Below are 25,773 nucleotides of genomic sequence, written 5' to 3'. Positions count from 1 at the left end.
TGTGTAGAAGGATTTTAAATCCCTCAAGAATAGATTGAATATTATGAGAGTTGTCATCCTAGGGGGAGGTTTTGCTGGTCTTTCTGCGTTGAAGACTTACAGAAATTCAATTTTAATTGACGAAAAGGACTACTTTGTATTAACCCACAGACTAGTTGATGTAGTCAGGACTGGAAACCCTGAAATAGCTAAGTTGCCCTACAGAAAAGTGTTAAGGGCTACGGTTAAAAGCGTTGACTTCAAGGAGAAAAAAGTGATTACTACTGAAGGGACCATACCATACGATAAGCTGATTATAACCTTGGGCTATTCACAAAGGCTCATACCTGGTTCAGAGAAGTTAGAAAACATAGAGGACGCATTAAGAATAAGAGAGAAGTTAAGAAAGGCGAAAAAAGTGGCAGTACTTGGAGGAGGTGCTCTTTCTGTTGAACTTGCAGGTTATGCTAGAGAGCTAGGAAAGGAAGTTTACCTAGTGGAGGAAAGGGATAAGTTATTAGGATTCATGAGTAAGGACTCCTCTGAGTACGCAAAAAGAAGGTTGGAGGAAATGGGGGTTAATTTATATCTGAAAACGAAGGTTGAGGGAATTGACAATGGTACCTTAGTCACTACTAACGGTAATTTAAAAGCAGATTTAGTAATATCAGGTGTCGGATTTAAGGGACCTGAAATAATAAGCAGATTGGGGCTAACGAACGTCAACAGCAGAATGCTAGTTAATGAATATCTGAGGTCTGAGGACTTTGAGGATGTTTATGGGGCTGGTGATTGTGCAACTACAAAAAGTTTCATACCTATGTCAGCTCAAGTTGCAGTCCAAGCAGGAGAGAGAGCCATGCTGAATGCAATTGGTAACGAGGATAAATTCAGGTACAAACAGTTAGCAGTTATTGTGAAAATTGGAAGTGAGTCCTTTGGAGATTTTATGGGAAGGTTCGTCAGAGGAGATATGGCTGAATTAGCTAAAAAGTTTGGTATATTTAGGGCTATAAGACTAATTAACTAGATTTTTAAGAAGAAAAGACCAAAGTAAATACACGACTTTTACTCGTGTCTTACTCATTACTTGAACAGGTATATTAAAAAGTCCATTAACAAACTCATGTTAAATTTCTCCTACCGATTCAAGTACAAAATGTAATTTAGTAATACATATGAATTCCTTACTTTGGGTCCTCCAATCAACGTTCTAAAACGTAACATGTATTTACATAAACAAGTAAAAAAATCGTATTAAGCTCTACTGTACTATTTACATAAAGATAGAAAAACTTTTAACTTAAGCTCTTTTAAACTAGTTTATGAGTGTTACAAGCTTCTTTGAATTGAAAGCAAGGAACACGAATCTTAAAACAGAAACAATTGCGGGAATTACGACATTTCTAGCAATGGCATACATATTGTTTGTAAATCCGTCCATACTTACAGGTGGATTTGAACTAGCCCTGAGGACATCACTTGGACTCTCTCCTACTGCCCCTATACCAGCAGCGTACCAGTCTCTGGACAATGTTATAAGGATTGGTTTCACTGTAGCAACTGCCACTGCAGCAGCTGTAGCGACATTGATTATGGCATTGTTTGGAAAAATGCCATTTGGACTAGCTCCAGGAATGGGTGAAAACGCCTTTATAGCTTACACTGTTATACCTTCATTTACAAATGTACTAATAACCTCACACTACATGCAGGGAGAATCAGCTGCAGTCTTTGCAGTATACCTTTCCCTTATTTCAGTATTTTTTAATGGTATACTCTTTTTGATATTTTCTGTTGGAGGGATAAGAGAGTTTATAATAAACTCTGTCCCTGAGACATTGAGGATTGGCATTGGTATTGGTATTGGGCTATTCATTTCGCTTATAGGACTTGCGGATATTGGTATAGTAGAACCTGGACAGGGAACACCCATTCAGCTAAATACCGCCCTATTATCTCAGGGAGCTTTCTACCTAGGATTGGTAAGCTTCTTCATTGCAGCTGCACTACTTATAGCAAGAGTAATTGGTGGATTCATAATCGCAATTATTGCCACAACTGTGGTAGGAGGGGTAATGGGGTATGTTAGCCTTCCATCAGCTATCCTTACAGTTCCTGATTTTGCCACATCTATTGTTCCAAACCTAAGTACTTCATTCTACCTATACTTTGTGCTGTTTGGACTGGGCTTCCCGATAGCGTTTTCCCTCTTCCTTGTGGACTTTTTTGACGGAGTTGGAACCATTTCAGGTTTAGCGACGAAGGCTGGTCTTATAGACGAAAAAGGGAAGATAAAGAACATTAACAGGACGCTAATCTCTGATGCACTTGCGTCCATATTGGCTCCATTCTTTGGGACTTCAACAACTGTAATTTATGTAGAAAGTGCTACAGGAATAGAGCAAGGGGGAAAGAGCGGATTAACTGCACTTGTGATTTCGCTTCTCTTCTTCGCATCAATTCCACTAGCACCACTGTTTTCTGTAGTCCCAGGCTTTGCCACCGGTGGGGTTCTCGTGCTAGTTGGCTTACTCTTCTTATCGTTGGCTGGTAAACTGGTTACAAATAATGATATGACAGATACTATACCGGCATTTGTTACAATGATCTCGATCCCATTCACTTACAGTATAACAGCAGGTATAGGATTAGGCTTCATAAGTTATGTTGTTTTGAAGCTAGCCTCAGGTAAATTTAGAGACCTAAAGTTAGGAAGCATAATAATTACAATACTATTTATAATATATTTCGCATTACTGGCTACAGGGCTGTAGAGTGTTTTTGTGAATATAATATAAAGAAGTTATTGTTTATTTTTTATACATATCTCTTCGTTTCCAAAACACTTTATCAGGTGTATAAACATTCTATACTATCTCTTTTCACTTGGAACAGTTGGGTTTCTACTCTTTTAGATATACTACTAATATAGTAGTTTAGTCATTAGACAATTAATGTATAACATGATAAGCTAACTAAGAAAAAAACTAAAGAAAGAGGGTTGTAGGCTCTATCTTAATCAGAAGTCACGTAACTACTCTAATTATCTAGACAGGTTTAGATAATTAAAATAATGTTTAAATATATATGTACAAACAAAAATATATCCGAGTGAAAATATTTTGAGGTGAGATATTGGAAAAAGGAGTGTATATAGGTAAATTAGTTAAACCAGTGGACAGGGAGTGGTATGAAGTAAGAAATCCAGCAGACTATAGAGAAATTGTGTCAAAATTTCCACGTCTCCACAGAAAAGATGTCGTAGACGCGATCAAAATAGCAAAAGAGTCCTATGAGAAGTGGAGAGAATATACAGCATATGAGAGGGCTAAGATCCTCTTCAAAACCGCAGATATATTGGAATCTAGAATGCAGGAGATTGCAAAGACCTTGACCATGGAAGAGGGAAAAACCCTTGGAGAAAGTGCGTATGAAGTGGAAAGAGTCACATCCTTGCTCAGATACTATGGCGGGTTAACGCTAAACAGCCACGGCAAAACCTTACAGTCCAGTATGAAGAATAGTATGCACCTAACCGTAAGGGAGCCAATTGGGGTTGTAGGGATCATAACGCCATGGAATTTCCCTTTCCTAATCCCTGGTTGGAAGATAGCTCCTGCTTTGGCTACAGGGAATACAGTTGTATTCAAACCTGCATCCAACACTCCCACAGTTGCATTTGAGCTTGTTAATGCACTATACGAGGCTGGTTTACCTGAGGGTGTAGTGAACTTAGTTACTGGGTCAGGAAGAGAAGTTGGAGACGAAATAGTGACAAACAAGGAGATAAAGGCTGTTTCCTTTACGGGTTCACTAGAAGTTGGGAGAGAAGTAAATAGTAAAATAGGAAATAGATTCACCAGATTACAGTTAGAGCTAGGAGGGAAAAATGCTACAGTTCTCACCAAAAATGGTGATTTCAACTTAGCTATTGAACATGTTACGTGGTCGGTCATGGTAAATACTGGTCAAGTTTGTTTAGCCACGTCCAGGTTCTTGGTTCCAAAAGAGTTGCATGATAAGGCTGTAAACGCAATGACTGAGTCCTTTAAGTCCTTAGTTGTGGGTAATGCGTTAAAACAACCTGTTCACATGGGTCCTTTATCCAGTAGAGACCAGTACGAAAAAGTGCTAGGTTATGTGGAAATAGGAAAGGATGAAGGTGCTAAACTAGTTTACGGAGGTGAGCCTATTAAGGGGGAGGACTACGACTATGGTTATTTCGTGAAGCCTACAATATTCGATAATGTAACCAAAGATATGAGAATCGCTAAAGAAGAGATTTTCGGTCCAGTCTTGGCAATAATGACTTATGAAAGCTTAGACGAGGCAATAGAGATAGTCAATTCAACGGATTACGGTCTTACAGCAGAAATAGTGACCAATAACTTAAATGAGGCTATGAAGTTCAGTGAGGGTGTAGAAGCAGGGGTTGTAAAGGTCAATAGACCTACAGTTGAGTTAGACCAATGGGTGCCCTATGGAGGTTTTAAAGGTTCAGGTAATGATGTATATAAAGAGTTAGGTGAGGAAGCCTTAGACTTCTATACTAAGATAAAGGCAGTCCACTTACAATATTAAGGGACTTGAGAAGATGAAGGAGACTCTCCTGCCCTATCTCCAAGTCATATCTTCTCCTTTTTTCTCCAAAATAAGCCCTTTGTGGAAACTTAAAAACATGCCTAGGTCGTTGTGGGTAAAAGAAACTAGCTAAGATTTAATTAGTCATGAATACAGATACATTTGTGTTAGTAGAAGTTAATAACGTATGGAAGTTATACGGAAAATTTGTGGCTAACGAGAACATTTCCATGAATATCGAAGAGGGAGAGATAGTTGCTTTATTAGGTCCCAATGGTGCAGGGAAAACAACACTGGTGAAGCAACTTTATGGGGAGCTGAACCCGAATAAAGGGGAAATTAGAGTTTTAGGATCTAAGCCTACCGACAGAGGAATAAAGAAACATATGGGAGTGGTTCCCCAGGAATGTGAACCTTACGGTGACCTCACTGTTTGGGATAACATCTATTATATGGCTAGGATTAAAGGAGTAGATAAGGAAAGGGCAAAGGAGAGGACTAAGGAACTGTTAGAACAATTGGAATTGTCAGATAAAGGTAAAACATTAGGGAGAGATTTGTCTGGTGGGTTAAAGAGGAGGTTATTAATCTCCATGGCTCTTGTTAATGACCCAAAATTGATAATATTAGATGAGCCCACAACTGGTTTAGACCCTCAAGCCAGGAGGGAAGTTTGGGATATATTACTTAAGCTTAAGAAAGAGGGTAAAAGTATATTGTTGACTACACATTACCTGGAAGAGGCAGAGCGACTAGCAAATAGAATTTATTTCATATATAGAAAAATAATAGTAGAAGGTACACCAAACGAGGTTAAGGACAAATTCGCAAATTGGTATGAGGTCATAGATTACTCAACAGGTAATGTATACAGGGTTAAGGGAGAGGATGAAGTTAAGAGAATAATCCAACAACTAAATGGAAAATTTGAAGTGAGGGCACCAAGTTTAGAGGACGTGTACTTAGAGGTGATCAAAAGTGTTCAGGGAGTTCATTAACCTCTTATTTATGCAATTCAAAATGATTAAGGCTTACTTGCCTGTATTTATTTTCTTCTCCATTCTATTTCCGTTAGGATTCATATTCTCCTTTGGTACAATTATACAGAGGACTTTGTCCACATACTTGATATCTGGATCAATAACATTCTTCATATCCATTAACAGCATTATATCCGTTGCACAGAATCTAGCCCTAGAGAGGAGCAGTGGAAGGTTTTCATTAATGATTGCCAGTGGTATACCCATACAACTTTACGCTATAAGTATAACCATATCTAATGGTATTCAAACTCTAATGTTGATACCTGTCTTTCTAGTCCTAGGATATTTTCTATTGGGCGTAAGAATAAGTTCAGCACTCTTCTTCGTCTTGTCTATAATAGGATCAATATATATGGCATCAATGGTAGGATTGTTGATAGGGACTGCAATAAGGAACTTACATGCAGTAAATCAGTGGTCATCAATTATAGGATTTATCCTATCCTTCTTTGCACCAGTTTATTTCCCATTGACACAGATACCACTTCCATTTAGATACTTAGCTTATCTAGAACCTACAACTTACGTATCCCAATCCACCTACTTTGCTCTAGTGGGTAACCCAATCTCTTTAGCATGGTTTGGCGGAACAGTAGTCATAGGATTTCTGTTCTCGTTCTTGAGCTCACTGCTGATGAAAAAAGCTTTTTAGATTCTATCATTTAATCGACTTTTATGAACAGGAATAAGTTCGTGATAATTGGCTTTATCGTAATGAGTTTCAACTCCTTATACCAGTACTCATGGAACGCACTTGAGCCTTTGCTTGAGAAAGGACTAACACAAAGTATCATTCAATTATCTTTAGGTTTTACGCTTTTCTCGTTCTTCTCTTCAATGTTCCAACCTTTGGGAGGTCACTTTGCGGATAAACAAGGACCACGAAAGATAGGAGTGATCTCGGCAATTTTATCAGCTCTAGGGTTTCTTGGAACTTATTTTTCACCTAACATTTATGTGTTTTATGTATTTTGGACATTAGGGAGTATAGGAGAAGGTATACTCTACGGTATAGCTGCAAACTTAGCAATGAAATGGTTCACGGACAAAATGGCATTTGCTACGGGTATAGTTTCCATGGGATTTGGAATAGGATCAGCTGTTGCTAACCCATTCATATCTTTAGTTGGTAATTACAAGACTGTTACCTTAACTATTGGACTAGTTGAGATTGTCCTATTACCTATACTATTATGGATTTCAGAATATCCAAAGACTCTAAAGGGACAACCACCTAGAGAGACAATAATAGATATGAGGTTTTGGTTAATTTACATCTCGTTTATTGGTGCGACAGCAGTACTTAGTGTGCTCTCTTCCCAATTATCAGTTCTGGGGAAAGGTCTACCTAAACAGGAGTTAATTACATTGGTTTCCATATTACCATTACTAAGTGGAGGACTGAGACCTATCTTTGGATATGTTGGAGATAGGATAGGTCTGGTTAGAACAGCGTTATTACTGAATGTCGTGTTAACTTTTGGCGCATTTATGCTCCTATTTAACCAATTAGCTTTATCAACAATACTTGTAGGTTTTGCAGGTGGGTCAATAATAACACTATACTTCAATATATCTGGGGAAATTTTTGGGACTAAGTTTTCGACAGTTAATAGTGGAATATTATATACAGGAAAGGCTATAGGAGGAGTTTTAGGAAGTAGTGTATTTGCACTTGTTTACACGATAGGTCTTATAGCTTCCGAGATTTACGTGATTATCCTAGGATTAGTGGGTGTATTCTCCCTACTCAGTGTGGTCCTCAGTAAATCCTCTGTAAAGAAAGTGTACAAGGAGAGGACTTGAGAGAGCGTTGAAAGATTTTTCCTTAATTTTTGTATACTATGTGTGAAATAACTTACATGACTATATAATCAATGACCAAAGAGCTCCGAATTACTGTTTGAAGGTCTTTACATAGGTCGAAAAACACTGTTTGATATTATGAACTAATTTAAACCATGTAGAGGATTAGAAACATCCTCTTTATTAAGAATTTCATTCCACAACTATCCCAGCAACTACAATAATACCTGAATTTTCAGCCTGCCCCTTTATTTCCTTCTCCGTAGAGTTAGTTACTAAAGATTTCTTTACAGGCTTGTTATACAGTGACACAGATATTTTCTCCCTTGTCTCAAGTTGTTCTATGGCTCCTTCATCAGCTAAATTCTTGATCTCGAAGAGGTATATGTGATCATTTGTCTCATAAAAGTCAACCTCATATTTTCTGCCTCTAGATACCACTCCAAGCTTATCCTCAATATACCCGTGTTTAACCTTTGAAGGATCTATGCCATGTATCTCTAGAGCCTCCTTATACAACTCCATTATTGTTTTCTCTATATAATGACCTCCCCTAGAAGTATATGAGGAGAAGGCAACGTTTAATTTTTGAATTTCTTTCCATGTCTTTCTGTTTTCCTCTTGTAATCCTTGAATATTCAAGTTGATCTTCTCAATACTCTCCCAAATACTCTTTTATTCTCCTTTATCTCCCCCAACTCTTTCAATATCCTTTGCTGACTTTCTCGAACAAGAGAAATCTGATCCGTGTTATTCTGTGATACTTTCTTAATGTCCTTTATACTCTCTACAAGTTCCTCAGTTACTTTTTCAAGTTCCTCAATTCTCTTGATAACCACATGGTCCTTTATCTTCTCAAAAATTTTGCCCGCCAGGGTATCTAAAAGCTTTGGGCTCCCCATTATCTTCTTAATAATCTCCTCCTCGCTACTCACATGTGATAATGTATGTTATCCTATCACTTTAAGTTTTTGCATCAATTAGGTCAAACACTCTTATCTCAAGGCTCATATTCTACGTATTATTGAATACTCTTCAGAAGAATAAATCAAGATAAAATCAGATAAGACTAAACCAGTCCAATGTGTATTCTATAGTGAATTGAACTTTTTGTATTAACCTAACACCATTTTTAACCTATATTAGCTCATTAAAATCTCTCTTAATCTAAAGTTTAGATAAAGTTTAAATCAATCCGATTTTCCTTTTTAATAGTTCCTGTAAATTCATCTCATCATTTCTTCTCTGCTCTTTGTAATAAGTCATCAAGTTCATACACTATTTCCTTTGCTGTAGGTCTAGACTTAGGGTCTGGACTTACCATTCGTTGGATCAAGTCCTTAATCTTATCATCATCAATCGAATCAATATTCCAAGTTGAAAGGTAAATTATATCATCATTAATTAATTTCTTAGCCTCGTCATGATTACCCTTAGATAGAGCTTCCAGAGCAGATACAAGATAATTAGGTTGCCTTTTCTTCCTTGTCAGTAGCTCATAAAATGTTATTCCCAGAGAGAATATGTCCATTGTGGGTCTAGCACCCTCCTTAGTATAGTGAGCCTGCAATTGCTCAGGTGGCGCATACTCTGGTGTAATTTCAAGTATCGATTGACCAACTCTTTTCATTGAATCTAAATCTCCAAGTTTAACCCTTATATCGTCACCTTTTACAGACTCAATGAATATATTTGAGGGTTTTACATCTAAATGGACATAACCCTCCGAGTGGAGGTACAATAGTCCCCTCGCAACCTGGAATATTATTCTGTATACAAGTTTCTTCCACCTCACAGAGTAGAAGTATTCATCCCTCAAAAGTAAGTCCTTAACAGTTCCATTGCCCATATACTCCATTGCAACATAGGGGGGATCCTTAAGATACAAATAAGTTATGCCTTTAAAATAACTCTTGATAACTTCTAGATTCACATTCACATCATAGAATTTTATAAGTTTGGGGTGGTCTAACTTAGATATCTTGTTTATATTGTTTGCTAACTCTATCATGGAATCTCTGAATAGAGCAGTCTCGCCCTGGTTTTCGCTCTCGAGCCTGTAGATCTTTACTGCTAACTTATTAGCCTGCTTATCCTCAGCCAGCATAACATAGCCTGCTCCACCACTACCCAAAATTTTGCTTATTTTATATTTCCCACCAATTTTCTTCTCTAACCAGTACTCAGGGATTGTGCTGGTCTCCCTATAAACTATTTCAGCATTATCAGGAGGGGAAGCACTACCTTCGCTTTGGATAGGTTCATAAACCTTGTTCTTCTTTATGACCTTTGAGGCTTTCCAAATTATAGGTTCTATAAAAGTGACAGTCTCATTTGAAAGGTAGTATGGTAATCCATTAACTACCACTTTCGTCAAAACGTCAGGGGGGAGACCCTTCACAGTAAGTGTAAGAACCTTCCTAGAAGACCTTGGCGCGCCAATTATACTCATTTTTGATACACTACTACTTTCCATATCTTATATACTTTTATATATAATGTTTTAGGTAAGAGATATCATATTACCTTTAACCAGACTTAGGAGAATCCTACAGCTTAGAATATTTTGCTCCTACAAGTAATAAAGTGCAATAATTATAACAGCATATGCAATTATTAGTAAAGACGATTCCAAAACAGTTAATTTCCTATCAAAGAGCACACGTAAGACAGAAACATTAACCAGAATCAATGATACCATCTCTGGAATAACTGGGCGTAAACTGTAGTCTCCAAATAATCCTATGATACCTAGAAGGACTGTATTATTTTCTATCTTACTACCTACAAAACTCAAAAGCGACAGGGAACCTCCTTTCTTTGAGAGTGTTATAAGCCTAAATGCAGAGATCTTCTCCTCTAATTCACCTGCTATAGGGGACAAAACTAGAGATATCCAGACAGCGGGAATACCAAAACTGAGGGAAATCTGGTCTAATTGTTCCACGAAATAATGTGATAGTATGATGAGTAATATAGCCCCAACCACCATGAAAATTGAGATTTTAACGTAGTCAACCTCCTTTTTTGCAATCGGTTTATCCCTCTTGAATTTCCTCAGCCTATATATTACGTAGTAAACATAGATCAAAATTAGACAGACCCCAGCTATCACATTTAGCTTAGAGTAAAGAGTGATTAAAACTAGAGCTACTGTACTAATTATCAAAAATTTATTCTCCACCTGGTACTCCTGGTCCATTACCAAGTTGTTTTTCCACTTCCAAAAATAAACAATTCCCACCAGACCCGCTCCCACAGTGAACAACAATATATTGCCCCCTATGGCTGAACCAAAGGCTACGTCAAGACTACCCCCAAGAGAGGCTATTATAACAAATATTGTCTCAGGAAGTGCGGTTATAAACCCTAAAAGTATACCACCCGTAATCCCTTGACCCAATACTTCCTCTAACTCATCGGCACCTTTAGCGATCAGCTCTGCTGAGATAAAGAGACCAATAAAGGTACCTATGAATTCGACCCAGAACAATAACATTTTCAAAATATCTTACTCAGAAAGAATTTTAAATCTACTTTCAACTAACGGAGTATAGTCTAACTGATCATTTCGGAATTTCCTTAATCTACATTGAGATTAAAAATAGAAAATCAAAGCAAAATGCTTAGACATTTTTAGTTACAAGAGAAAACTTATGGATCAGCTTTACCCATTACCAGCCAACGAATAGGCACGTATCTCTCACCAATTTCCAGGTAATTTAACAAAACCTCTATTTCGTTAAAAGGGCATAAGGGGTAAAATTAAGTTTGATGAAAACACTCTTCCCTGAACCTATAACATCCTCTGCAAATACTTCTACTGGGCTATGTCCCTTAGGTTAGCTCTCCCACACTGCCTTATACTCATGATAAGGAGACTCCTCTGAAATTTCCTTCAGAATCTCCTCTATTTCTCTTTTGTCAAGGTTACCTTTATACCTTAAAATAACAACAGCCTTGGAATTGTCAAAATCTGGAGTAATATTTATATCCACGACATCAGGTAGGGTAGCCAAGGCTCTCTTAATTTTATACACGCAATTACCACACTCCACATCAAATACCTGAAATCTCATGACCCTAAGTTCATTATTAATTTCTTTTTTGTTGAATTCGTCCATATGATAAATTAATTAATTAAAACTTATAAACATTTTACTCCATAAACTTGGCTGAAAAAATATATTCCTTTCGGAGTTCATATAAATATGAAGATAGTAGATCTACACCAAGACCTTGCATATTCAAACCAAATGGGAAGAGATGTGATTGAAGAGGAACAAAAGCAGTCAAGTATAAAGATGCTACGTAACTTCGACAGTTTAATTTTTGGCTCAATATTCCCCCATATTGACACACTTAACGATAAGAGTCATAAGCTGAGTAACCTTTACGGTAGACCCACCAGGGGAACATCTTTCTCTTTTTCCCTATTTCTTGACCAAGTCAAATTCTACTACTATCTCGACAGGAGAGGTTACATCACACTTGTGAGAAGAAAGGAGGACTTAGAGAAACCAGGAATAAAGGTACTCCTATCTTTAGAGGGAGCAGACGTACTAAGAGACTACGAGGATATCTACCTACTTAAGGAACTGCACGTATATAACCTGGGACTAACGTGGAATTATGATAACAAGTTTGCCTCATCGTGCATGTCTAACAAAGACTATGGGTTGACAGATGAGGGAGAAGAATTAGTCAAGACAGCAAACTCACTGGGAATAATAATTGACTTAGCCCATGCCGGAAAAAGGACTCTACTGGACGTAGCCTCAATAAGTAAAAGACCAATAATAGTGTCACACGGCAACGCCAGAAAGCTTAAGGACCATAGAAGAAACTTAGACGACGAGGAAATAGAGGCTATAGTAAAGACGAATGGTGTTATAGGAGTCACAGCGATAGTTGAGACACTTAGGGAACCAACAATTAATGGTCTAGTGGAAAACATAAAGTACATTGGTGAGTCCTTTGGATGGGAATACGTAGCCATAGGGACAGACTTCTTGGGGATTCAAAAAGTCCCTGAGGGATTTGAGAACGTTATGAAGTTAAGGGAATTATCTGATATGCTAGATGGACATAGTGAGGAAGTATTATGGAAAAACGCAATGAGAGTAATTCTTAAACACTTTGAAACCTAATAGTTTAGAGGGGAACAAATTTGAAGGCTTTAGCTTTTGATAAGAACGGTTTAAATAACCTAAAGTATGTTGACTACAAAGACCCCTCAGTAGGACAACACGACGTGTTAATCAAAGTTAAGTTGGCAGGGGTCAATCCTGTAGATTACTACACAATAGAGGCATTAAAGGTAAATCCGATCCCCCACATACCTGGAGTAGAGTTTGCAGGAGAAGTGGTTAAAGTCGGAGAACATGTTAGGAGTGTAAGACCAGGTGACAGAGTCACAATATATGGAAGGATATTCGACGGTACCTGTGACATGTGTATGTCAGGCTATGAGACTGTCTGTAGAAGTGGAGGAAGAGTGGGGGTAGACGCTAATGGTGGGTTTGCTGAATATATCTCACTGGAAGAGAAGTATGTGTTCAGACTTCCAGAGAGTTATTCATGGGAACTTGGTGCAAGCCTAACAGTAGCAGGGCTTACAGCATACCACTCTCTAAAGGAAGCTAACCTGAGACCAGGTGAAACAGTTGTAGTGTTTGGTGCCTCGGGAAATACAGGGATTTTTATAGTACAGTTAGCTAAGAAATTTGGAGCTAAAGTAGTAGCAGTTAGTAGAAAGAAATGGCTCAAGGACTTTGGGGCTGACCTAGTAGTAGACTATAATGAAGTTGAGGAGAAAGTGAAGGAGGTAACCAACGGAAAGATGGCTGATGTGGTAGTTAACTCACTAGGAGAGAAATTCTGGGAGAAGAGTTTCTCAGTTGTGGGAATAAGGGGGAAATTAGTGACCTTTGGGACACTCCTAGGAGCTGAGGTAAAAGTAAACCTGTCTCAGCTCTACTCAAAGCACATAAGCATTCTGGGAGTCAACAGGGGTAATAGAAAAGATTTTGTGGAATTACTGGAGTTATGCAAGGACTGTAAGGTCAAGACTTGGAAGATATTTGATCTGAAAGACGGTGTAGAAGCAGTAAAGTCCTTATTTAATGAGGATAGGGACGGTAGGATATTCATAGGAAATAAATGATCCATGTTCGCTCTAACTTTTTTAATCTCACACTATGATTCAGTCTATTTTAATAGACTAAAACTTTTTTCCACATGGTGAGGAAAGTCTAGCCCTTTAGGGTATAGAGGAAGTCAGCTAAGCCCTCCCCCACAACTTGAATTTCACTTCAATTCACATACCTTTCTGTTTATCCTCCTAAGTTCCAAAAGGTTGTAATACAGAATTACGCTAGATAAAATAGGCAAACCAAAATACACAAAGTTGAAGTAGACCGGAGATGAGAGTATAGGCAGAATTGAGGTAACTGCACCTATTGACAGTGAAACATACAGGAGGATTATTGTTGGGAGGGAGATACAACACGCTGTACCAGATATGACACCGAGCGTTGGTATAGCGACGATAGAGGAAGAAATTCTACTTCTTGACACACTTACATTTCTACTTAGTTCCACAATACTCTGAACGTTTGCACTGAGGAGCAATCCAAGTATGACACCAATTACCAACGTGAATGGTAGTATGTCACTCTCATAAGGACCTATAAACATCCAAAACGCTGGACTAGAGGCTACCCAATAAATGAAATATTCGGGCGAAGGAGGAACAGCAAACCCCACACCCCAACTGAAATAGGGATAGAAGCCCACATAACCTAAGAGTACTGTTAGGAAAGTACCATAGAGAATGGAGTGAAATATTAAGTAAGAGGAGAGAGTAATCCAGTATGCCTTCCCCTTTCTCAAGCTAAAGAATGTGGAATTATAAAACCTCTTAGGAATTAACAGAAGTATTGCGGACCAGAATGATAAAGCTGAGGTCGTAGAGAGGATTAAGACAGAATAACCCGTACTTTTAGCTAAGGCGTAAGCTAAAAGGCTTACAAGTAAAAGCAATGTTATTATGACAGCTCTCTTTTTTAAATCCACATATTACTGTGTGTTTTATAAACTAATTAATACTTTTTCAATAATCCACCATGATTATACCAACATTTTACTTATCAGTTATATAAGCTAACAAAAGAAAATTACTGTATGAAAGAAAGTAAAATTGCAGGTTACTTAGCCTTAATTGGAACATCCCAATTTTTAATCCTAATGATAGTAGCAGAAGCTCTATACCCTGGATACTCAGTAAAAAACAACTACATAAGTGATCTAGGGGTTGGGAGAACTGCCGTAATATTTAACGTATCAGTAGCCCTTCTTGGAGTGTTGGTGATTGTAGCGTCAATCTTAATGAGAAAAGTGTTCTCATATGCCTCATACCTAGTTCTGCTGAACGGAATAGGAGCCCTAATAGTCGGTCTCTTTCCTGAAACAACTGGTCTACCCCACCTTATCGGTGCACTATCAGCTTTCCTCTTCGGTGGTCTAGCAGCTATACTAACGTCAATTAAGAGGAATTACTTCTGGACTGTATTAGGAGCAATAACACTAATTTCACTGTTTCTATATCTAGGAAAAATGTATGGACCTCTAGGTAACGGAGGTTTAGAGAGGCTTATAGTGTACCCTGAGCTGGTTTGGGGTATAAGCCTAGGGACATACCTAATTGAATACAAATAGAAGGTTATAAAAGGTTAGTAAAGAAAGCCAAAAATCTTCTTTTTAAATTCTCCCCGTATTTTGTTTCCTTTGTTTGTTACCAAGTATTGAACTTTCGTGTAAAAGTATTAATAATTTAGACCAAGGCTGTAGTGTTAGGATATAACGTTGCATACACGGTTGTCTGATACGCCTTAAGCTGTAAAATCAAAGTATAGTTCCAGTACTGAGCTGGAACGGTAAAGTTGTATACCATAGCGACTGGTAGAGACTTTCCAGTATTGGTCACTTTACCACTTGGACTTATAGTAATCACCCCCACTGATTGGGTTATATTGTAAATTTTACCGTTACTCAAACAATAAACACCAAACAATGTGTAATTTCCGCTTTGTTTGAACACCATTATAGTCGGACCCTTAGGAGTTGCATTATAGTAAATCGGTACACCACCGCCATTAACCTGATTACTTATTATAGGATAATAGTTGATCTGTTGAGTTGAGGGTGAAGAATAGTTTGTAAGTACAAGAAAAAGTGGTATTAACAATACTACAATTATGATAAGCGCTATTGCAAACCCTATATAGTCTGAAATCGCCCTCATATTGGCACCCATTTTATCACATAGTCGTAGTAGACTGTTATGGTCATTGGTTGATTAATAATTATGTAGCTTGGTATGTCAGGAAAATAATAGTTCAGTATCCCGTTATTTCCAGCAATAGTCACTTCTTTTGCTTCGTAGCTCATAGAACCATTAAATATCCCAGTAGGAACAAAACTATAGTTACCCCCTATTATCCAATATCCATATGTATTATTATAATTATACTCCGTACCATTTAAAATTACAACTAATCCTCCGCCTGGAGGAGGTGGGGAGTCGTAATAGTCATAAAGAAACACTTTATAATAGTTATAGTCGTTGACATAGTTTATTTGCACATAAGGCAATGAATTAGGGGGAAGGAATAGTAGCTGAGAGTTAGTTACATAAGTATTTCCGGTATAATTAATTGTGTTAAACTTATAATGTTTAATAATTCCGCTACTCATTGAACTAGTATCATTTCCCTGCAGTGTATAAACTGTAAAGTTGACATATCCTGCTGGTACAGTAGCTGATAATGCATGATTATTTACCGTATAATTCACACCATTTATATTAACCACTATACTAAAGTTGGCATTAGTCTTAATGGAAAGATTTACACTCTGGACTAGCTGGGAATAATTAGCTATTAAAATGACAGGCTTCCCTTGTAATGTAACTGTAATTCCCTGAGTTGTTGTACTATTTACTGTTGCTGAACCTAGGATTTGCCAATTACTAAATACTCCCGTGATAACTTTACCCGTCTTACTGTTAATATAGTAGATGTACTCTCGTGCCTTTACTTGAAATGTCCCTGTCTGGTTGGGAAAAGTTATTGGAGTAGTGTAATTGCTAAATTTTCCATTTATGTTGGTTGTAATATTAATTGAGGTTGAATATATTTGAGATGAAGTGTAAATCTGGGATATTATAGTTACTCCACCTTTACCAATGGAGTTAGAGTACGGACCAATACTTGACCCAGGTTGTAAAAAGAATATATTACCCAGTGAAGTCACCAGTATTATAGGTTTACCAGCTACATTTGATGGCAGATTAACTGAACCAGTCCTATTTAGAATTATAGGATACTTAAGGCTCGTTATATTCTGCCAAACACCCAAATTGTTAAGGTAGAGAATTCCTACAACAACTATACTCGCATTGGGCACGAAAGTTCCGTTGGAATATAGGATAAATAGAGAGCTACCATTATAGTACACGCCTGGTCTACCGGATACTGCCCTCTGTTGTTCCAAGTTCTTCAGATAGATATAATTATTGAATTGAGCTTGAGAGATCTGGTTACTTTGAGATAAGTATGTTACGTACGTAAGGAAAGGAATTAGAAGCAATATGCCAATGACTAGAATTATGGCAAAAGTAATGGGAGCAGATATAGCCTTAGCCATTTTCCACACCACCGTATTCCCACACCTGATTGTTAATTATTATAAGTGGAGATATTACCTGAATTGTCCCATAATTTAACTGATTTATATTAAAATAATAGATTTCAGGTCCACTTAAATAACTAGAAACGTTGTAGACCGTAACGTTATTTGGATTTGATAATAGTGCTGTAAAATTTTGTGTTTTACTATAATAATCATAATAACTTATATTAAATGTACCATTAATATTATGCAAGTAGTCAATGTATATATAAAGACTAGTGTTTGCCATAAAATAAATTTTCTCAGGTACATAGTTCTGAGTTGGACCCAATACGATATTTTGACCTGTAGTAGATACATTTACGCCTAGTAGTTGTGCCGCTATATCGCCTAAAACTGGTGTATTATTAGTATAATTATAAACGTTACCAGGAAATGAAAAATTATTGTAAACTGTAACTAAGTAATACGTGGAGCTATTACTAAACACACCCTGAACTGTACCGCTACCTTGTAGAAATATCTCGGTGCTACCAAGCACTGATATATTGCTAGAACTAGATGATAGGCTTTGAAATGTATATGTGGTAATTTGACCACCTAATACTGGTTTTGTGAAATAACCACCAGTATAGTTAAAGGTTATATTGTAATTTGATGGGAACTGAATAATGTGGTAACCGTAAGATAAACTTAATGTTATGCCGTTTTGTCCGACTTGATATAATCTATTGTCTACAAAAACTGGAATAGTATTATTCAGAGAGGTCAGAGTGACTGTAGTGCTTTCACAGCTTAGATAATAAACTGTACAATCTCCTGTAATAGTGTAGCTCAAACTTGTCCCAAGCGGTATGTTCTTTGGCACTATGAGCACTTTATAGGTCTGCGTAAATGTCTTATATACTGCAGTTATCACGAGTGGACCAGTTACAGTGAACGTGGTAGACGGGTTTGTAGCGCTTGTTAACTGACCTGATCCCACATAAGACCAGTTCATAAACTGTGCGGTTAGACCGTATTGCTGTAAAAACACTCTAATATTGTTGTCAGTCAGCTGATAGGTACCTGGTGTCAGGTAGAATATTTGAGGAGAGGTAAAGGGATTTGTCTGTCCAAGTGTCATGTTAACGTTTAATGGTAAATACCTTGACCCATTTATGGCAAACGCTGTAATGTAAACTGGTATTTTACCTGCAGGTCCTGATACCCTGATTGCTGTGACAGAAGTGTTAGGATATAGGAAATAGAAATTAGATAGTGCACTTACTATCAGCAGAGGTTTATTGAACACATAATTTGGTAATGGAAGTGTTACGTTATACCCTACAACTATATTCTTTGTCACAGGTAACCATATTGTCCCATTAAAGTAATATACAGTGGAGATGTTGAAGGGGACAGGTATGTTATTATAAATAAAGACTAGAGTTGGGGTGGATTTTTTGTTGAATTATAGAAGATATTAGGATTTCCTCTAAGTATTTGCTGTTGTTCTTTTTCTTTAAGTTGTTGCTGACCAGAGTTAGCTATGTTAGATTGGGAAAGATATGAGGAAGAAGAATTAAATATAATTATAGCTGGAACCAGAACTAAAGCTAATATAACTAGAAATATCAAGAGACCTATAGGGATTGATAAACCAATACTTAATTTCCTTCTTTTCATTCTCCTGCATATTATTATAGACATCTATTTAATAAATGTATCTTTTTACTCACTTATGGTCGGAAATGTAATATATTTAACTATAAGTAGTATTACTCAACTCCTTGACTTTATTTAAAGATTTTTGAAAGCAAAACTAGATTAGAGGGAAATTATATGAAGTCTTTAAAAACAGGGTCTATGTATTCGCAATAAGATTTTGACTATACTGCAATATAAGTATTTGGTGAAGTCTCAGGTATAGTTGAGTTATGCAGTTTTTCAGAGTTCCAATACCACAATAAGCCTGAAATTTGTTTGGGAATTGGGAAAGAGGGGTTTACAAAATACCAGTATCCTATGGCGTAAAGTTCATTTTCGCTATTGTAGATTATAGAATACAATACTTGAGTGTTGTTATAGAGATAACCGTTATTTAGAACCTGATTAGACACATTGTAGAACGCCGATGGAACTTGTTGGTCTTGTAAAGCTGTTTTGTCTTGGGTAGTAACGAAAAACGCTTGAAATATCGCAAACTCAGAGTACTTAGTAGATCCAAAAGTTACGTTAAAGTAGCGACTGTTAGCTGAACCTTGACCAAGGGGAATTAATATTCCTCCTTTTATTAGGCTTGTGGAATTGTATAAATCTATAATAACATTCTTAGACTTCTCAACTTGAGACCCAAAACTAAAATTGAGGAAATAATATTGCCTAACATTAAGCTGTGCAATATTAGTAGTAATAAATTTTTGAGGTTCTGATGAACTATAAGATACTACATACAAATTACTATTCTTCACATAAAATGTTAACACATAAGTAGTTCTCTGAGAACCGCTGCCTCCAGATCTACTTACAGAGTTAAATGATATATTAAGTAATGGAACTTGAATCGATGAGTTTATTATGGGAGAAAACCACATGCCAAATTGGAACCCCTTTTGATTCGCATCTATTAAAGGTGGAGGAGCTTGTGGAGCAGTTACCTTATATTTACCTGTACCTGAAATAGTATTTATAGCTAATGACGGATTAGGGTCCAAATAACCATAACCTAGTCTGTACCAGTTCCCATTATAGTATAGTAGGAACCAAAGGACTATTATTTGACCAGGCTTCACATTCGCGTAAATTATGTAGGAGGAGTTGGAAGACACGTTATACGCATAAATATTGACCAAATTTCCCAACAGCATACTCTGTTGTGGTATATATACAGGTCCGTTTATCTTGAAGTTTTTAAGGGGAATATATCCTGTTGAGTTGGCTTTTGCAATTATTGCATTTTGTTTTGTTGATGGTTGAGAGTAAAATATGCTAGGCGAATTTAAGGTCACAAAGGGGACAACTGTGAGGACTTTAGTAGGAGAGTTAACTGTGATTAAATAGCTAACGTTAAAGCTAATCAGGTTTGGTGAGACACCTTTAAATGCTACACTAGAGACACTTATCTGTATAGATTTAGATAGACCTATAAGGTACTCTTGGTTTAAGATTGATGGAGAAAGTAAACCCAAGTATCCTGCGTAATAGAAGAAGACTATGATAGATATCAAGAATACAGCTACGACTAATATGAATGTAGCTACTACAGTAGGCACATTCTAAAATTGTATAAGACAGTTTTATATCTTTCGATTCCTCTGAAAAACTTATATATTGTCGATTATAGTTGTTAAACAATGGAGTCAGTAATTCCTCAATTAATACTGATTATTGCTGTAGTAGGTATTGGGATTGCACTTCTAGCATTCTCATTCGCTTACTTCTTACCAAAAGAGGTATTTTCAATATCACAGCAACAAGCTAACCAAATAGCTGGTTCCACTTCTCTGTCTGTGGGACCTCTACTTATAAATAACACTGTAGGAAGTGTAGTGGCAGAAGTTTATAACCCCAGCGTTAACGGTAGTATTGAGGTAGTAGCGTTTACAATACCTGCATCACTACAGCCCAGTGTAGGAGTAGTTACACCGTCTACTTCTTCACTGAATTATCAAGTTTACTTGACAAACAATAAACGAGCTAACACCACCACTATATCAGGGAGTATATATGACGTAGGAGGGTCAGTAATTTATTCCCCTTCTAAGCTACAGGTCTACACGGTCTCCTTTAATTCTCCATTTACAATAATATATAATGGAGTCTCTAGTAACCAAGATTTAGTAGTGTGGATTATATATAAAGTAAACAACTATTGGTTTAGAATAGTATATACTTATACAACTGTACCTCAAAGCCCATAGATATAGAGGACGAATAGAGAGGAAGAATGAAAGCCATTGAATGGAGAAAAAGAAAAAATAGTTTGTTTAAAAACTAATCTGGGAGCGAAACAGGTGGCTGAGTAGAAGGTAATATAAACTGACCTGACGATATGAGCCCCATGTTTGTATAAGTCTCTATGGTTAATACTCTATAAGTTGAAGACAAGGTCAGAGTTGCTGGTCCTTGATTGTCACTATTTGATAGTAAATTATTTAGCAAGACATTTGGTAAGGTCAATGGTATCCCTACCTTCAGATCTATGTCTTGATATGTACCAGGGTAAACATACATATTGACAGGCACTTGAACCATACCAACTATTTGCCCTAGTGTTGTTGGTCCACCAACACCGCTCAATGTATCGTATTCCTGAAGCATGATATATGTATAATTAATGTATAGTAACTGCGAAGTAGGATTGTATACTACGCCTTTTAAGGTTATTATTTCAGGAGTCACTGCAGCTAAATAGATGATGTTAACACCCGTCACCTTCTCTGCAGATATTATAATTGGAGGTAGTAAAGAAGACACTGCAGAATTTCCCAATCCTGATACTCCTTCTATTAAGGAAGATAAGAGGGTTCCTAAATTAGATAGTCCGTCTATTGTACTTGAGAGCAATGTGATTAATGGTAAAACCAGGCCAGTGGGTAGATCGTTTATAATTGGAATTGCGATATTGCTTAGCAATGTCCCATTCATATACCCAGTGAAGAATGTAAAACCAGGCTGTACATTTCCTGATAAGTAAACTATTGCATTCTCTATATTTCCCGTTAACTTGGTTACGTTTAAAACTTGAGTATTTGTTACTGAGATTTGCCCAGAACCTAATACTGATGCCGCTTGATTGTTTAGCACTACTGTAAGACTAGAATCATTGTACTGTTTAATCGTTCCATTTGGAAATAGTACCTTACCTGTAAATTGAGATAATTGAACCTTAGCAGTTCCTGTAATATTTATATTCCAATTATTACTTTGAACGCTCATTGTTGAACCTGGGGCTAAACTCATTACTGCGTTACTAATGTTTCCGTTAAATAGCTTTGAAGAACGTAGAATATACATAGGTCCCTCATAATACCATGATATATAATTATTTTGACTAGGTAATATTCCAAAGGCATAAAACGTTAAGGTGTTCCCGTATTGTTGTATTAAGCTACTGAGGTTTGGTGAGCCCAGTAGAATTAACGAAGGATTCTGTAAAACGTGAAAACTATTAGGATCCAATGAGATTATTGCTGACATTCCATTGGGTTGATATAAACCACCGTCGTACTTGGGTACAGCTATAATGTTTCCCAACTGAGTTATGACAGCCAACTCCACATAATTTCCGCCTATTCTAATCAAATATGCGGGATATCCGGCTAAACTAGTTCCAGGAGTGTTTGGACTTGCTAACAAAGGTAAATGAGGGAAGACATTGTTCACTGTAACCCATTGACCATTACTGTTAAGTCCTAGAATCGAAGTTATATTGAGTACTACATTTGGGTTATTTTGGAGAATAACGATATACAACCATGATCCTGTATTATTAACGTAGTACATTAATGCGTAGTATATAGGAGAAGTCGATGAAAACTGGGTATTCCTAGTTATTATGGATTGCAACTGTGAGGGAGTCTCTATTACTGCGATTTCGCTTAATTCTTGTTGAGCTATACTTGACACAGCCTTTGAGTTCTGAGCTGCAACTTGCTGAGATGTGGGAACAGAAAAAAGTAAAATTGATAATGGGATTAGAACTGCTACTATTATTATCAAGACAAAAATCATTCCTAATGCAGGAGAGATGGCTTTTTTAAACTTGGATATTCTTCTCACAAACCCCATATTTCTCACCCAGATAACAATACGTAACCTATTCTGTAATACTGATTATTTTGGAAAACTAAGAACCATAATATTGCCTTTTGACCTGTAGCAAGGTATATTATTTGAGGTGCATTTGGAAAAGTTTGCTGTAAACAGATCTGACCATAGTATAGGCTTGTGTCTGAATCAGTTTGTACATTAACAAGACCACTACAGACAGGTGAAGTCCCATTAATGTTTATAAATCCCTGACCAAGATTTGGTGTAACTACTGGTTGCGAATTTACGTATTGAGAAGAAATCAGAAAACCTGAGACATATAACGTACCCTTATAGTTAGGTATATAAGGTATAACAATGAAGCTTGTCTCTGAGTTACTTATTTGAGACTCTATCAGTCTTACCTGGAATTCTGAAGCAATTTGTTGAATGTTCTTTACTTGATTGATTTGAGTTGCATTAATACCGTAGTAAGCTGAAAACAGCCCGAATATAGCTATTCCTACGAATATTGTAGCTATGACCAGTATGAATGTGGTTACTGAATTGTCCATACTTGGTCTTGCAAATTATAACTTTGTTAAAGTCAAATTTATACTTTACTATATTGTTTTGAAAAGGATGAAGATTATCTATACAAATTTGTAAGAGATATGAATATAAAGAAATGTAAACGTTTAAAAATATAATTATAGATACCTTTTTATATTTAAAAACATAATAAAACGTAATTATTATAATTATAGATATATCGTTTTTAGTACAAAATATTTTATAAAAAATATCCACAAATCTCTCTAGGTAGTGTACGTAAAAACACTATATTTAAAGCCTTTTAGCTACAATTAGTAGATATAGTTCTACGATTATTGCGTTTATATTTTAAACAGATTTAGGTATTGAGAGATAAGTAGATAGATCTTTCTACGCTTACTACTAGTCTATAGTGAGAGTACAAAACCTATACAGTTGTCTAGAGAACATGATCCATGATACAAAAAATTATTTCTTTAAATATTTATCGAACCATTCTAGCTTCCTTTCCAGCCTGTCTCTCATATTTTTAGGCTTTCCCCTCCTAGCGTGTTCATGGCTGTCCTGTTGATATCTCACAAGTATTGTATCAACACCATTCATCTTGAGTGCAATAAAGAATTGCTCAGATTGCTCTATGGGACATCTGTAATCCTCTTCACCGTGTATTAGCATTGTTGGAGTCTTAACGTTCTTTACGTAATATATCGGTGACATTCTCATTAACTTCATTTGGGATTCCTCAGTCCAAGGGTCGGTCACACCAGATTCAACAGCATTGAACCAAAAACCTATGTCACTAGTACCACACATGCTTACTAAGTTCGATATCCCTCTTTCACTAATGGCAGCAGAGAAAACGTTAGTCTGTGTCACTAGCCAGTTTGTCATGAAACCCCCATAAGATCCCCCAGTGACCCCTATTTTGCCCTTGAGATTGTACTTCCTCTTCACCTCTTCAACAAATAGTAGCAAGTCGTTCATGTCTTTTCCACCCCAGTCACCTACACAGGCTTTAGCAAACTCCTCTCCATAACCTTGGCTTCCCCTGGGATTTGAGTAAATTACATTATATCCGTTTCTAGCGAAATACTGAAACTCTATGAAATAAGCATAGCCATAGGCTGTGTGAGGACCACCATGGATGAATAGGATTGTGGGATTGTTCTCTCCAGAGATTATTGCCCATCCTTCAATACCATTTACTTCAACCCTCTGGGGGGATAATCCCTTGACATCAGGATTGGGGTCATAAGTTTGCCCCTCATAGTACAATACTACAGGCTTCTCAGGTGTAGAGTAAGTGTAGACTAGTTTGCCCTCTTTGTAGTCAAAGGATCTCACTACTATTTTACCGTCTGTCATCTTTTGGCTCTTACCATCAGATAACAGATAGAGGTGAGCCTCCCCGCCCTCCTGACCTGGGGAGACTATAACATCCCCTTCGAAAATTAGCCTATCTTTTACACCGTCAAATAGATCAGACAACACATGATTACCACAGGTTTTACCGCATTGATATGTAATCCCTAGCTCAGGCAGAATAACTTTAGCGGTAGACCATGGTGTTTTACCCTCTCTATGACCTAGATATGCGACTTCACCCTTCTCGTTCATGGCAACTGCAACTACAGTTCCTTCACCTTTTGTAATCCTCTTCAGTTCACCAGTTTCTACATCTACCTCATAAAGGTCTCCTAAACCGTAATCGTCACCCTCTTTAGTTGCTGAGATAATAATCCTCTTCCCGTTTGTCGCCACATCAGTCACGTCAAAATCGCCTGAGACTACTTTTCGTAGTTCGCCGTGAGAAAATAAATAGAGTGAGAGTCTACTTCTTAATAATCCCCTACTGTCAAATCGGTATTTGAGCTTTGACGCCACGAACGGTGATTTTTTGTCAGTCTTATCCTCACCTATTACCAGAATTCCTTTGTCATGGAAGGTATACTTTGATATCTTGCCCAGCTTGAAGAGCTCCTCGGGTTGACCGAACTCTTTTTGCATGACCAGAGAGTTTCTTTTTGTATTAACGTAGTATAATGTGTCGTCTCTAATAGTAGGTGATGCCTCGTACCCTTTGTTAGTTATCCTTTCAAAGTTTAAGAAGATATAACTCCTGTATTCCTCTCCCTCTATTTTATTTTCAGTATGTAGAATACCTTTATTTACTATCTTTACATCTGGTATTACCCTTATGGAATACGCTTCTTCAGGTTTTTGCATAAATTAAAAGTGTTAATAAAGTCTATAAAGGCTTTTTTCAAAAATTTATCAAAGTGGTTGATTTTTGTGAAAACTGCTAAATATTTTTGAAAGCTGACTTCCTTCCCCCAAATGGCGAGGCTCTCCTCATATCGTAAATTTTCAGCTTTTGAAT

At 37.0% G+C, this 25,773-nt stretch carries 24 protein-coding genes; 10 read left to right on the top strand and 14 right to left on the bottom strand.

Annotated elements, in window-relative coordinates:
- The first annotated feature begins 43 nt into the window (after positions 1–43).
- The 6 genes from SACI_RS08130 (at position 44) to SACI_RS08105 (ending at position 7,412) form a co-directional block, all read left to right on the top strand.
- Positions 44–1,009 (top strand): NAD(P)/FAD-dependent oxidoreductase, encoded by a 966-nt coding sequence (locus tag SACI_RS08130; RefSeq protein WP_011278510.1) that lies wholly within the window; start codon positions 44–46, stop codon positions 1,007–1,009.
- A gap of 295 nt (positions 1,010–1,304) precedes the next feature.
- Positions 1,305–2,756, top strand: coding sequence for an NCS2 family permease (locus SACI_RS08125; RefSeq protein WP_011278509.1), 1,452 nt, complete (start codon positions 1,305–1,307; stop codon positions 2,754–2,756).
- A 361-nt stretch (positions 2,757–3,117) separates the two neighbouring features.
- On the top strand, positions 3,118–4,563 hold the full coding sequence (locus SACI_RS08120; protein ID WP_011278508.1) for an aldehyde dehydrogenase family protein: 1,446 nt from the start codon (positions 3,118–3,120) through the stop codon (positions 4,561–4,563).
- Between the two features lie 146 nt (positions 4,564–4,709).
- Positions 4,710–5,561, top strand: coding sequence for an ABC transporter ATP-binding protein (locus SACI_RS08115; RefSeq protein WP_011278507.1), 852 nt, complete (start codon positions 4,710–4,712; stop codon positions 5,559–5,561).
- A complete protein-coding gene (locus SACI_RS08110) occupies positions 5,542–6,258 on the top strand; it encodes an ABC transporter permease (protein WP_011278506.1) in 717 nt (238 codons plus the stop codon). The genes SACI_RS08115 and SACI_RS08110 overlap by 20 nt, the downstream gene beginning before the upstream one ends.
- Positions 6,259–6,281: 23 nt before the next feature.
- Positions 6,282–7,412: an OFA family MFS transporter gene (locus SACI_RS08105; protein WP_011278505.1), complete on the top strand. Its 1,131-nt coding sequence runs from the start codon at positions 6,282–6,284 to the stop codon at positions 7,410–7,412.
- Between the two features lie 192 nt (positions 7,413–7,604).
- On the opposite strand, the gene SACI_RS08100 is transcribed toward SACI_RS08105, so the two are convergent.
- The 5 genes from SACI_RS08100 to SACI_RS08080 form a co-directional block, all read right to left on the bottom strand.
- Positions 7,605–8,054, bottom strand: coding sequence for a hypothetical protein (locus SACI_RS08100; RefSeq protein ID WP_015385658.1), 450 nt, complete (start codon positions 8,052–8,054; stop codon positions 7,605–7,607).
- The gene (locus tag SACI_RS08095; protein WP_015385657.1) at positions 8,051–8,347 is read right to left on the bottom strand and encodes a hypothetical protein; all 297 of its coding nucleotides are present in this window, start codon (positions 8,345–8,347) and stop codon (positions 8,051–8,053) included. The genes SACI_RS08100 and SACI_RS08095 overlap by 4 nt, the downstream gene beginning before the upstream one ends.
- Before the next feature lie 299 nt (positions 8,348–8,646).
- A complete protein-coding gene (locus tag SACI_RS08090) occupies positions 8,647–9,864 on the bottom strand; it encodes a serine/threonine-protein kinase (protein WP_015385866.1) in 1,218 nt (405 codons plus the stop codon).
- 120 nt (positions 9,865–9,984) lie between these two features.
- Positions 9,985–10,917 carry a sodium:calcium antiporter gene (locus tag SACI_RS08085; RefSeq protein ID WP_176586693.1) on the bottom strand — a complete coding sequence of 311 codons (933 nt, stop codon included), beginning with the start codon at positions 10,915–10,917 and terminating at the stop codon, positions 9,985–9,987.
- Between the two features lie 337 nt (positions 10,918–11,254).
- On the bottom strand, positions 11,255–11,536 hold the full coding sequence (locus tag SACI_RS08080; protein WP_011278502.1) for a heavy-metal-associated domain-containing protein: 282 nt from the start codon (positions 11,534–11,536) through the stop codon (positions 11,255–11,257).
- 87 nt (positions 11,537–11,623) lie between these two features.
- Here SACI_RS08080 and SACI_RS08075 point away from each other — a divergent pair, with 87 nt between their 5' ends.
- Together SACI_RS08075 and SACI_RS08070 are read left to right on the top strand one after the other, a co-directional pair.
- On the top strand, positions 11,624–12,562 hold the full coding sequence (locus SACI_RS08075) for a dipeptidase (protein ID WP_011278501.1): 939 nt from the start codon (positions 11,624–11,626) through the stop codon (positions 12,560–12,562).
- A gap of 20 nt (positions 12,563–12,582) precedes the next feature.
- Positions 12,583–13,578: a zinc-binding dehydrogenase gene (locus SACI_RS08070; protein WP_011278500.1), complete on the top strand. Its 996-nt coding sequence runs from the start codon at positions 12,583–12,585 to the stop codon at positions 13,576–13,578.
- A 143-nt stretch (positions 13,579–13,721) separates the two neighbouring features.
- Here SACI_RS08070 and SACI_RS08065 read toward each other — a convergent pair whose 3' ends face one another.
- Positions 13,722–14,489: a hypothetical protein gene (locus SACI_RS08065; RefSeq protein WP_011278499.1), complete on the bottom strand. Its 768-nt coding sequence runs from the start codon at positions 14,487–14,489 to the stop codon at positions 13,722–13,724.
- 108 nt (positions 14,490–14,597) lie between these two features.
- Between SACI_RS08065 and SACI_RS08060 the strand changes: the two genes are divergently transcribed.
- Positions 14,598–15,131, top strand: coding sequence for a DUF998 domain-containing protein (locus SACI_RS08060; RefSeq protein WP_011278498.1), 534 nt, complete (start codon positions 14,598–14,600; stop codon positions 15,129–15,131).
- A 115-nt stretch (positions 15,132–15,246) separates the two neighbouring features.
- Here SACI_RS08060 and SACI_RS08055 read toward each other — a convergent pair whose 3' ends face one another.
- The 5 genes from SACI_RS08055 to SACI_RS08035 all read right to left on the bottom strand — a co-directional run bounded on the left by SACI_RS08055 (position 15,247) and on the right by SACI_RS08035 (position 20,359).
- Positions 15,247–15,717, bottom strand: coding sequence for a hypothetical protein (locus SACI_RS08055; protein ID WP_015385656.1), 471 nt, complete (start codon positions 15,715–15,717; stop codon positions 15,247–15,249).
- A complete protein-coding gene (locus SACI_RS08050; RefSeq protein WP_011278496.1) occupies positions 15,714–17,120 on the bottom strand; it encodes a hypothetical protein in 1,407 nt (468 codons plus the stop codon). Before SACI_RS08050 ends, SACI_RS08055 begins: the two co-directional genes overlap by 4 nt.
- Positions 17,113–18,453 carry a hypothetical protein gene (locus SACI_RS08045; protein WP_015385655.1) on the bottom strand — a complete coding sequence of 447 codons (1,341 nt, stop codon included), beginning with the start codon at positions 18,451–18,453 and terminating at the stop codon, positions 17,113–17,115. The genes SACI_RS08050 and SACI_RS08045 overlap by 8 nt, the downstream gene beginning before the upstream one ends.
- Positions 18,454–18,530: 77 nt before the next feature.
- The gene (locus tag SACI_RS12370) at positions 18,531–18,773 is read right to left on the bottom strand and encodes a hypothetical protein (protein WP_176586692.1); all 243 of its coding nucleotides are present in this window, start codon (positions 18,771–18,773) and stop codon (positions 18,531–18,533) included.
- A gap of 203 nt (positions 18,774–18,976) precedes the next feature.
- The gene (locus tag SACI_RS08035; protein ID WP_011278495.1) at positions 18,977–20,359 is read right to left on the bottom strand and encodes a hypothetical protein; all 1,383 of its coding nucleotides are present in this window, start codon (positions 20,357–20,359) and stop codon (positions 18,977–18,979) included.
- 81 nt (positions 20,360–20,440) lie between these two features.
- Between SACI_RS08035 and SACI_RS08030 the strand changes: the two genes are divergently transcribed.
- Positions 20,441–21,007, top strand: a complete 567-nt coding sequence (locus tag SACI_RS08030; protein ID WP_011278494.1) for a hypothetical protein — start codon at positions 20,441–20,443, stop codon at positions 21,005–21,007.
- Positions 21,008–21,080: 73 nt separating this feature from the next.
- Here the strand turns inward: SACI_RS08030 and SACI_RS12080 are convergent, their stop codons facing one another.
- The 3 genes from SACI_RS12080 to SACI_RS08015 all read right to left on the bottom strand — a co-directional run bounded on the left by SACI_RS12080 (position 21,081) and on the right by SACI_RS08015 (position 25,619).
- Positions 21,081–22,877, bottom strand: a complete 1,797-nt coding sequence (locus tag SACI_RS12080; RefSeq protein WP_011278493.1) for a hypothetical protein — start codon at positions 22,875–22,877, stop codon at positions 21,081–21,083.
- Positions 22,878–22,882: 5 nt separating this feature from the next.
- Positions 22,883–23,413 (bottom strand): hypothetical protein, encoded by a 531-nt coding sequence (locus tag SACI_RS08020; protein ID WP_011278492.1) that lies wholly within the window; start codon positions 23,411–23,413, stop codon positions 22,883–22,885.
- Positions 23,414–23,861: 448 nt separating this feature from the next.
- A complete protein-coding gene (locus SACI_RS08015; protein WP_011278491.1) occupies positions 23,862–25,619 on the bottom strand; it encodes a S9 family peptidase in 1,758 nt (585 codons plus the stop codon).
- Between the last annotated feature and the right edge of the window lie 154 nt (positions 25,620–25,773).

It is taken from the genome of Sulfolobus acidocaldarius DSM 639 (genome assembly GCF_000012285.1).
GTDB classification, from domain to species: Archaea; Thermoproteota; Thermoprotei_A; order Sulfolobales; family Sulfolobaceae; genus Sulfolobus; species Sulfolobus acidocaldarius.
The sequence above is the reverse complement of the archived record's forward strand: the minus strand, read 5'-3'. Positions and strand labels throughout refer to the sequence as shown.

Excerpts from the sequence above, each read along its gene's own strand:
- SACI_RS08130 (WP_011278510.1), top strand. The coding sequence starts at position 44 with ATGAGAGTTGTCATCCTAGGGGGAGGTTTTGCTGGTCTTTCTGCGTTG.
- SACI_RS08125 (WP_011278509.1), top strand. The coding sequence starts at position 1,305 with ATGAGTGTTACAAGCTTCTTTGAATTGAAAGCAAGGAACACGAATCTT.
- SACI_RS08115 (WP_011278507.1), top strand. The coding sequence starts at position 4,710 with ATGAATACAGATACATTTGTGTTAGTAGAAGTTAATAACGTATGGAAG.
- SACI_RS08105 (WP_011278505.1), top strand. The coding sequence starts at position 6,282 with ATGAACAGGAATAAGTTCGTGATAATTGGCTTTATCGTAATGAGTTTC.
- SACI_RS08090 (WP_015385866.1), bottom strand. The coding sequence starts at position 9,864 with ATGAGTATAATTGGCGCGCCAAGGTCTTCTAGGAAGGTTCTTACACTT.
- SACI_RS08080 (WP_011278502.1), bottom strand. The coding sequence starts at position 11,536 with ATGGACGAATTCAACAAAAAAGAAATTAATAATGAACTTAGGGTCATG.
- SACI_RS08075 (WP_011278501.1), top strand. The coding sequence starts at position 11,624 with ATGAAGATAGTAGATCTACACCAAGACCTTGCATATTCAAACCAAATG.
- SACI_RS08060 (WP_011278498.1), top strand. The coding sequence starts at position 14,598 with ATGAAAGAAAGTAAAATTGCAGGTTACTTAGCCTTAATTGGAACATCC.
- SACI_RS08055 (WP_015385656.1), bottom strand. The coding sequence starts at position 15,717 with ATGAGGGCGATTTCAGACTATATAGGGTTTGCAATAGCGCTTATCATA.
- SACI_RS08050 (WP_011278496.1), bottom strand. The coding sequence starts at position 17,120 with ATGGCTAAGGCTATATCTGCTCCCATTACTTTTGCCATAATTCTAGTC.
- SACI_RS12370 (WP_176586692.1), bottom strand. The coding sequence starts at position 18,773 with ATGAAAAGAAGGAAATTAAGTATTGGTTTATCAATCCCTATAGGTCTC.
- SACI_RS08030 (WP_011278494.1), top strand. The coding sequence starts at position 20,441 with ATGGAGTCAGTAATTCCTCAATTAATACTGATTATTGCTGTAGTAGGT.
- SACI_RS12080 (WP_011278493.1), bottom strand. The coding sequence starts at position 22,877 with ATGGGGTTTGTGAGAAGAATATCCAAGTTTAAAAAAGCCATCTCTCCT.
- SACI_RS08020 (WP_011278492.1), bottom strand. The coding sequence starts at position 23,413 with ATGGACAATTCAGTAACCACATTCATACTGGTCATAGCTACAATATTC.
- SACI_RS08015 (WP_011278491.1), bottom strand. The coding sequence starts at position 25,619 with ATGCAAAAACCTGAAGAAGCGTATTCCATAAGGGTAATACCAGATGTA.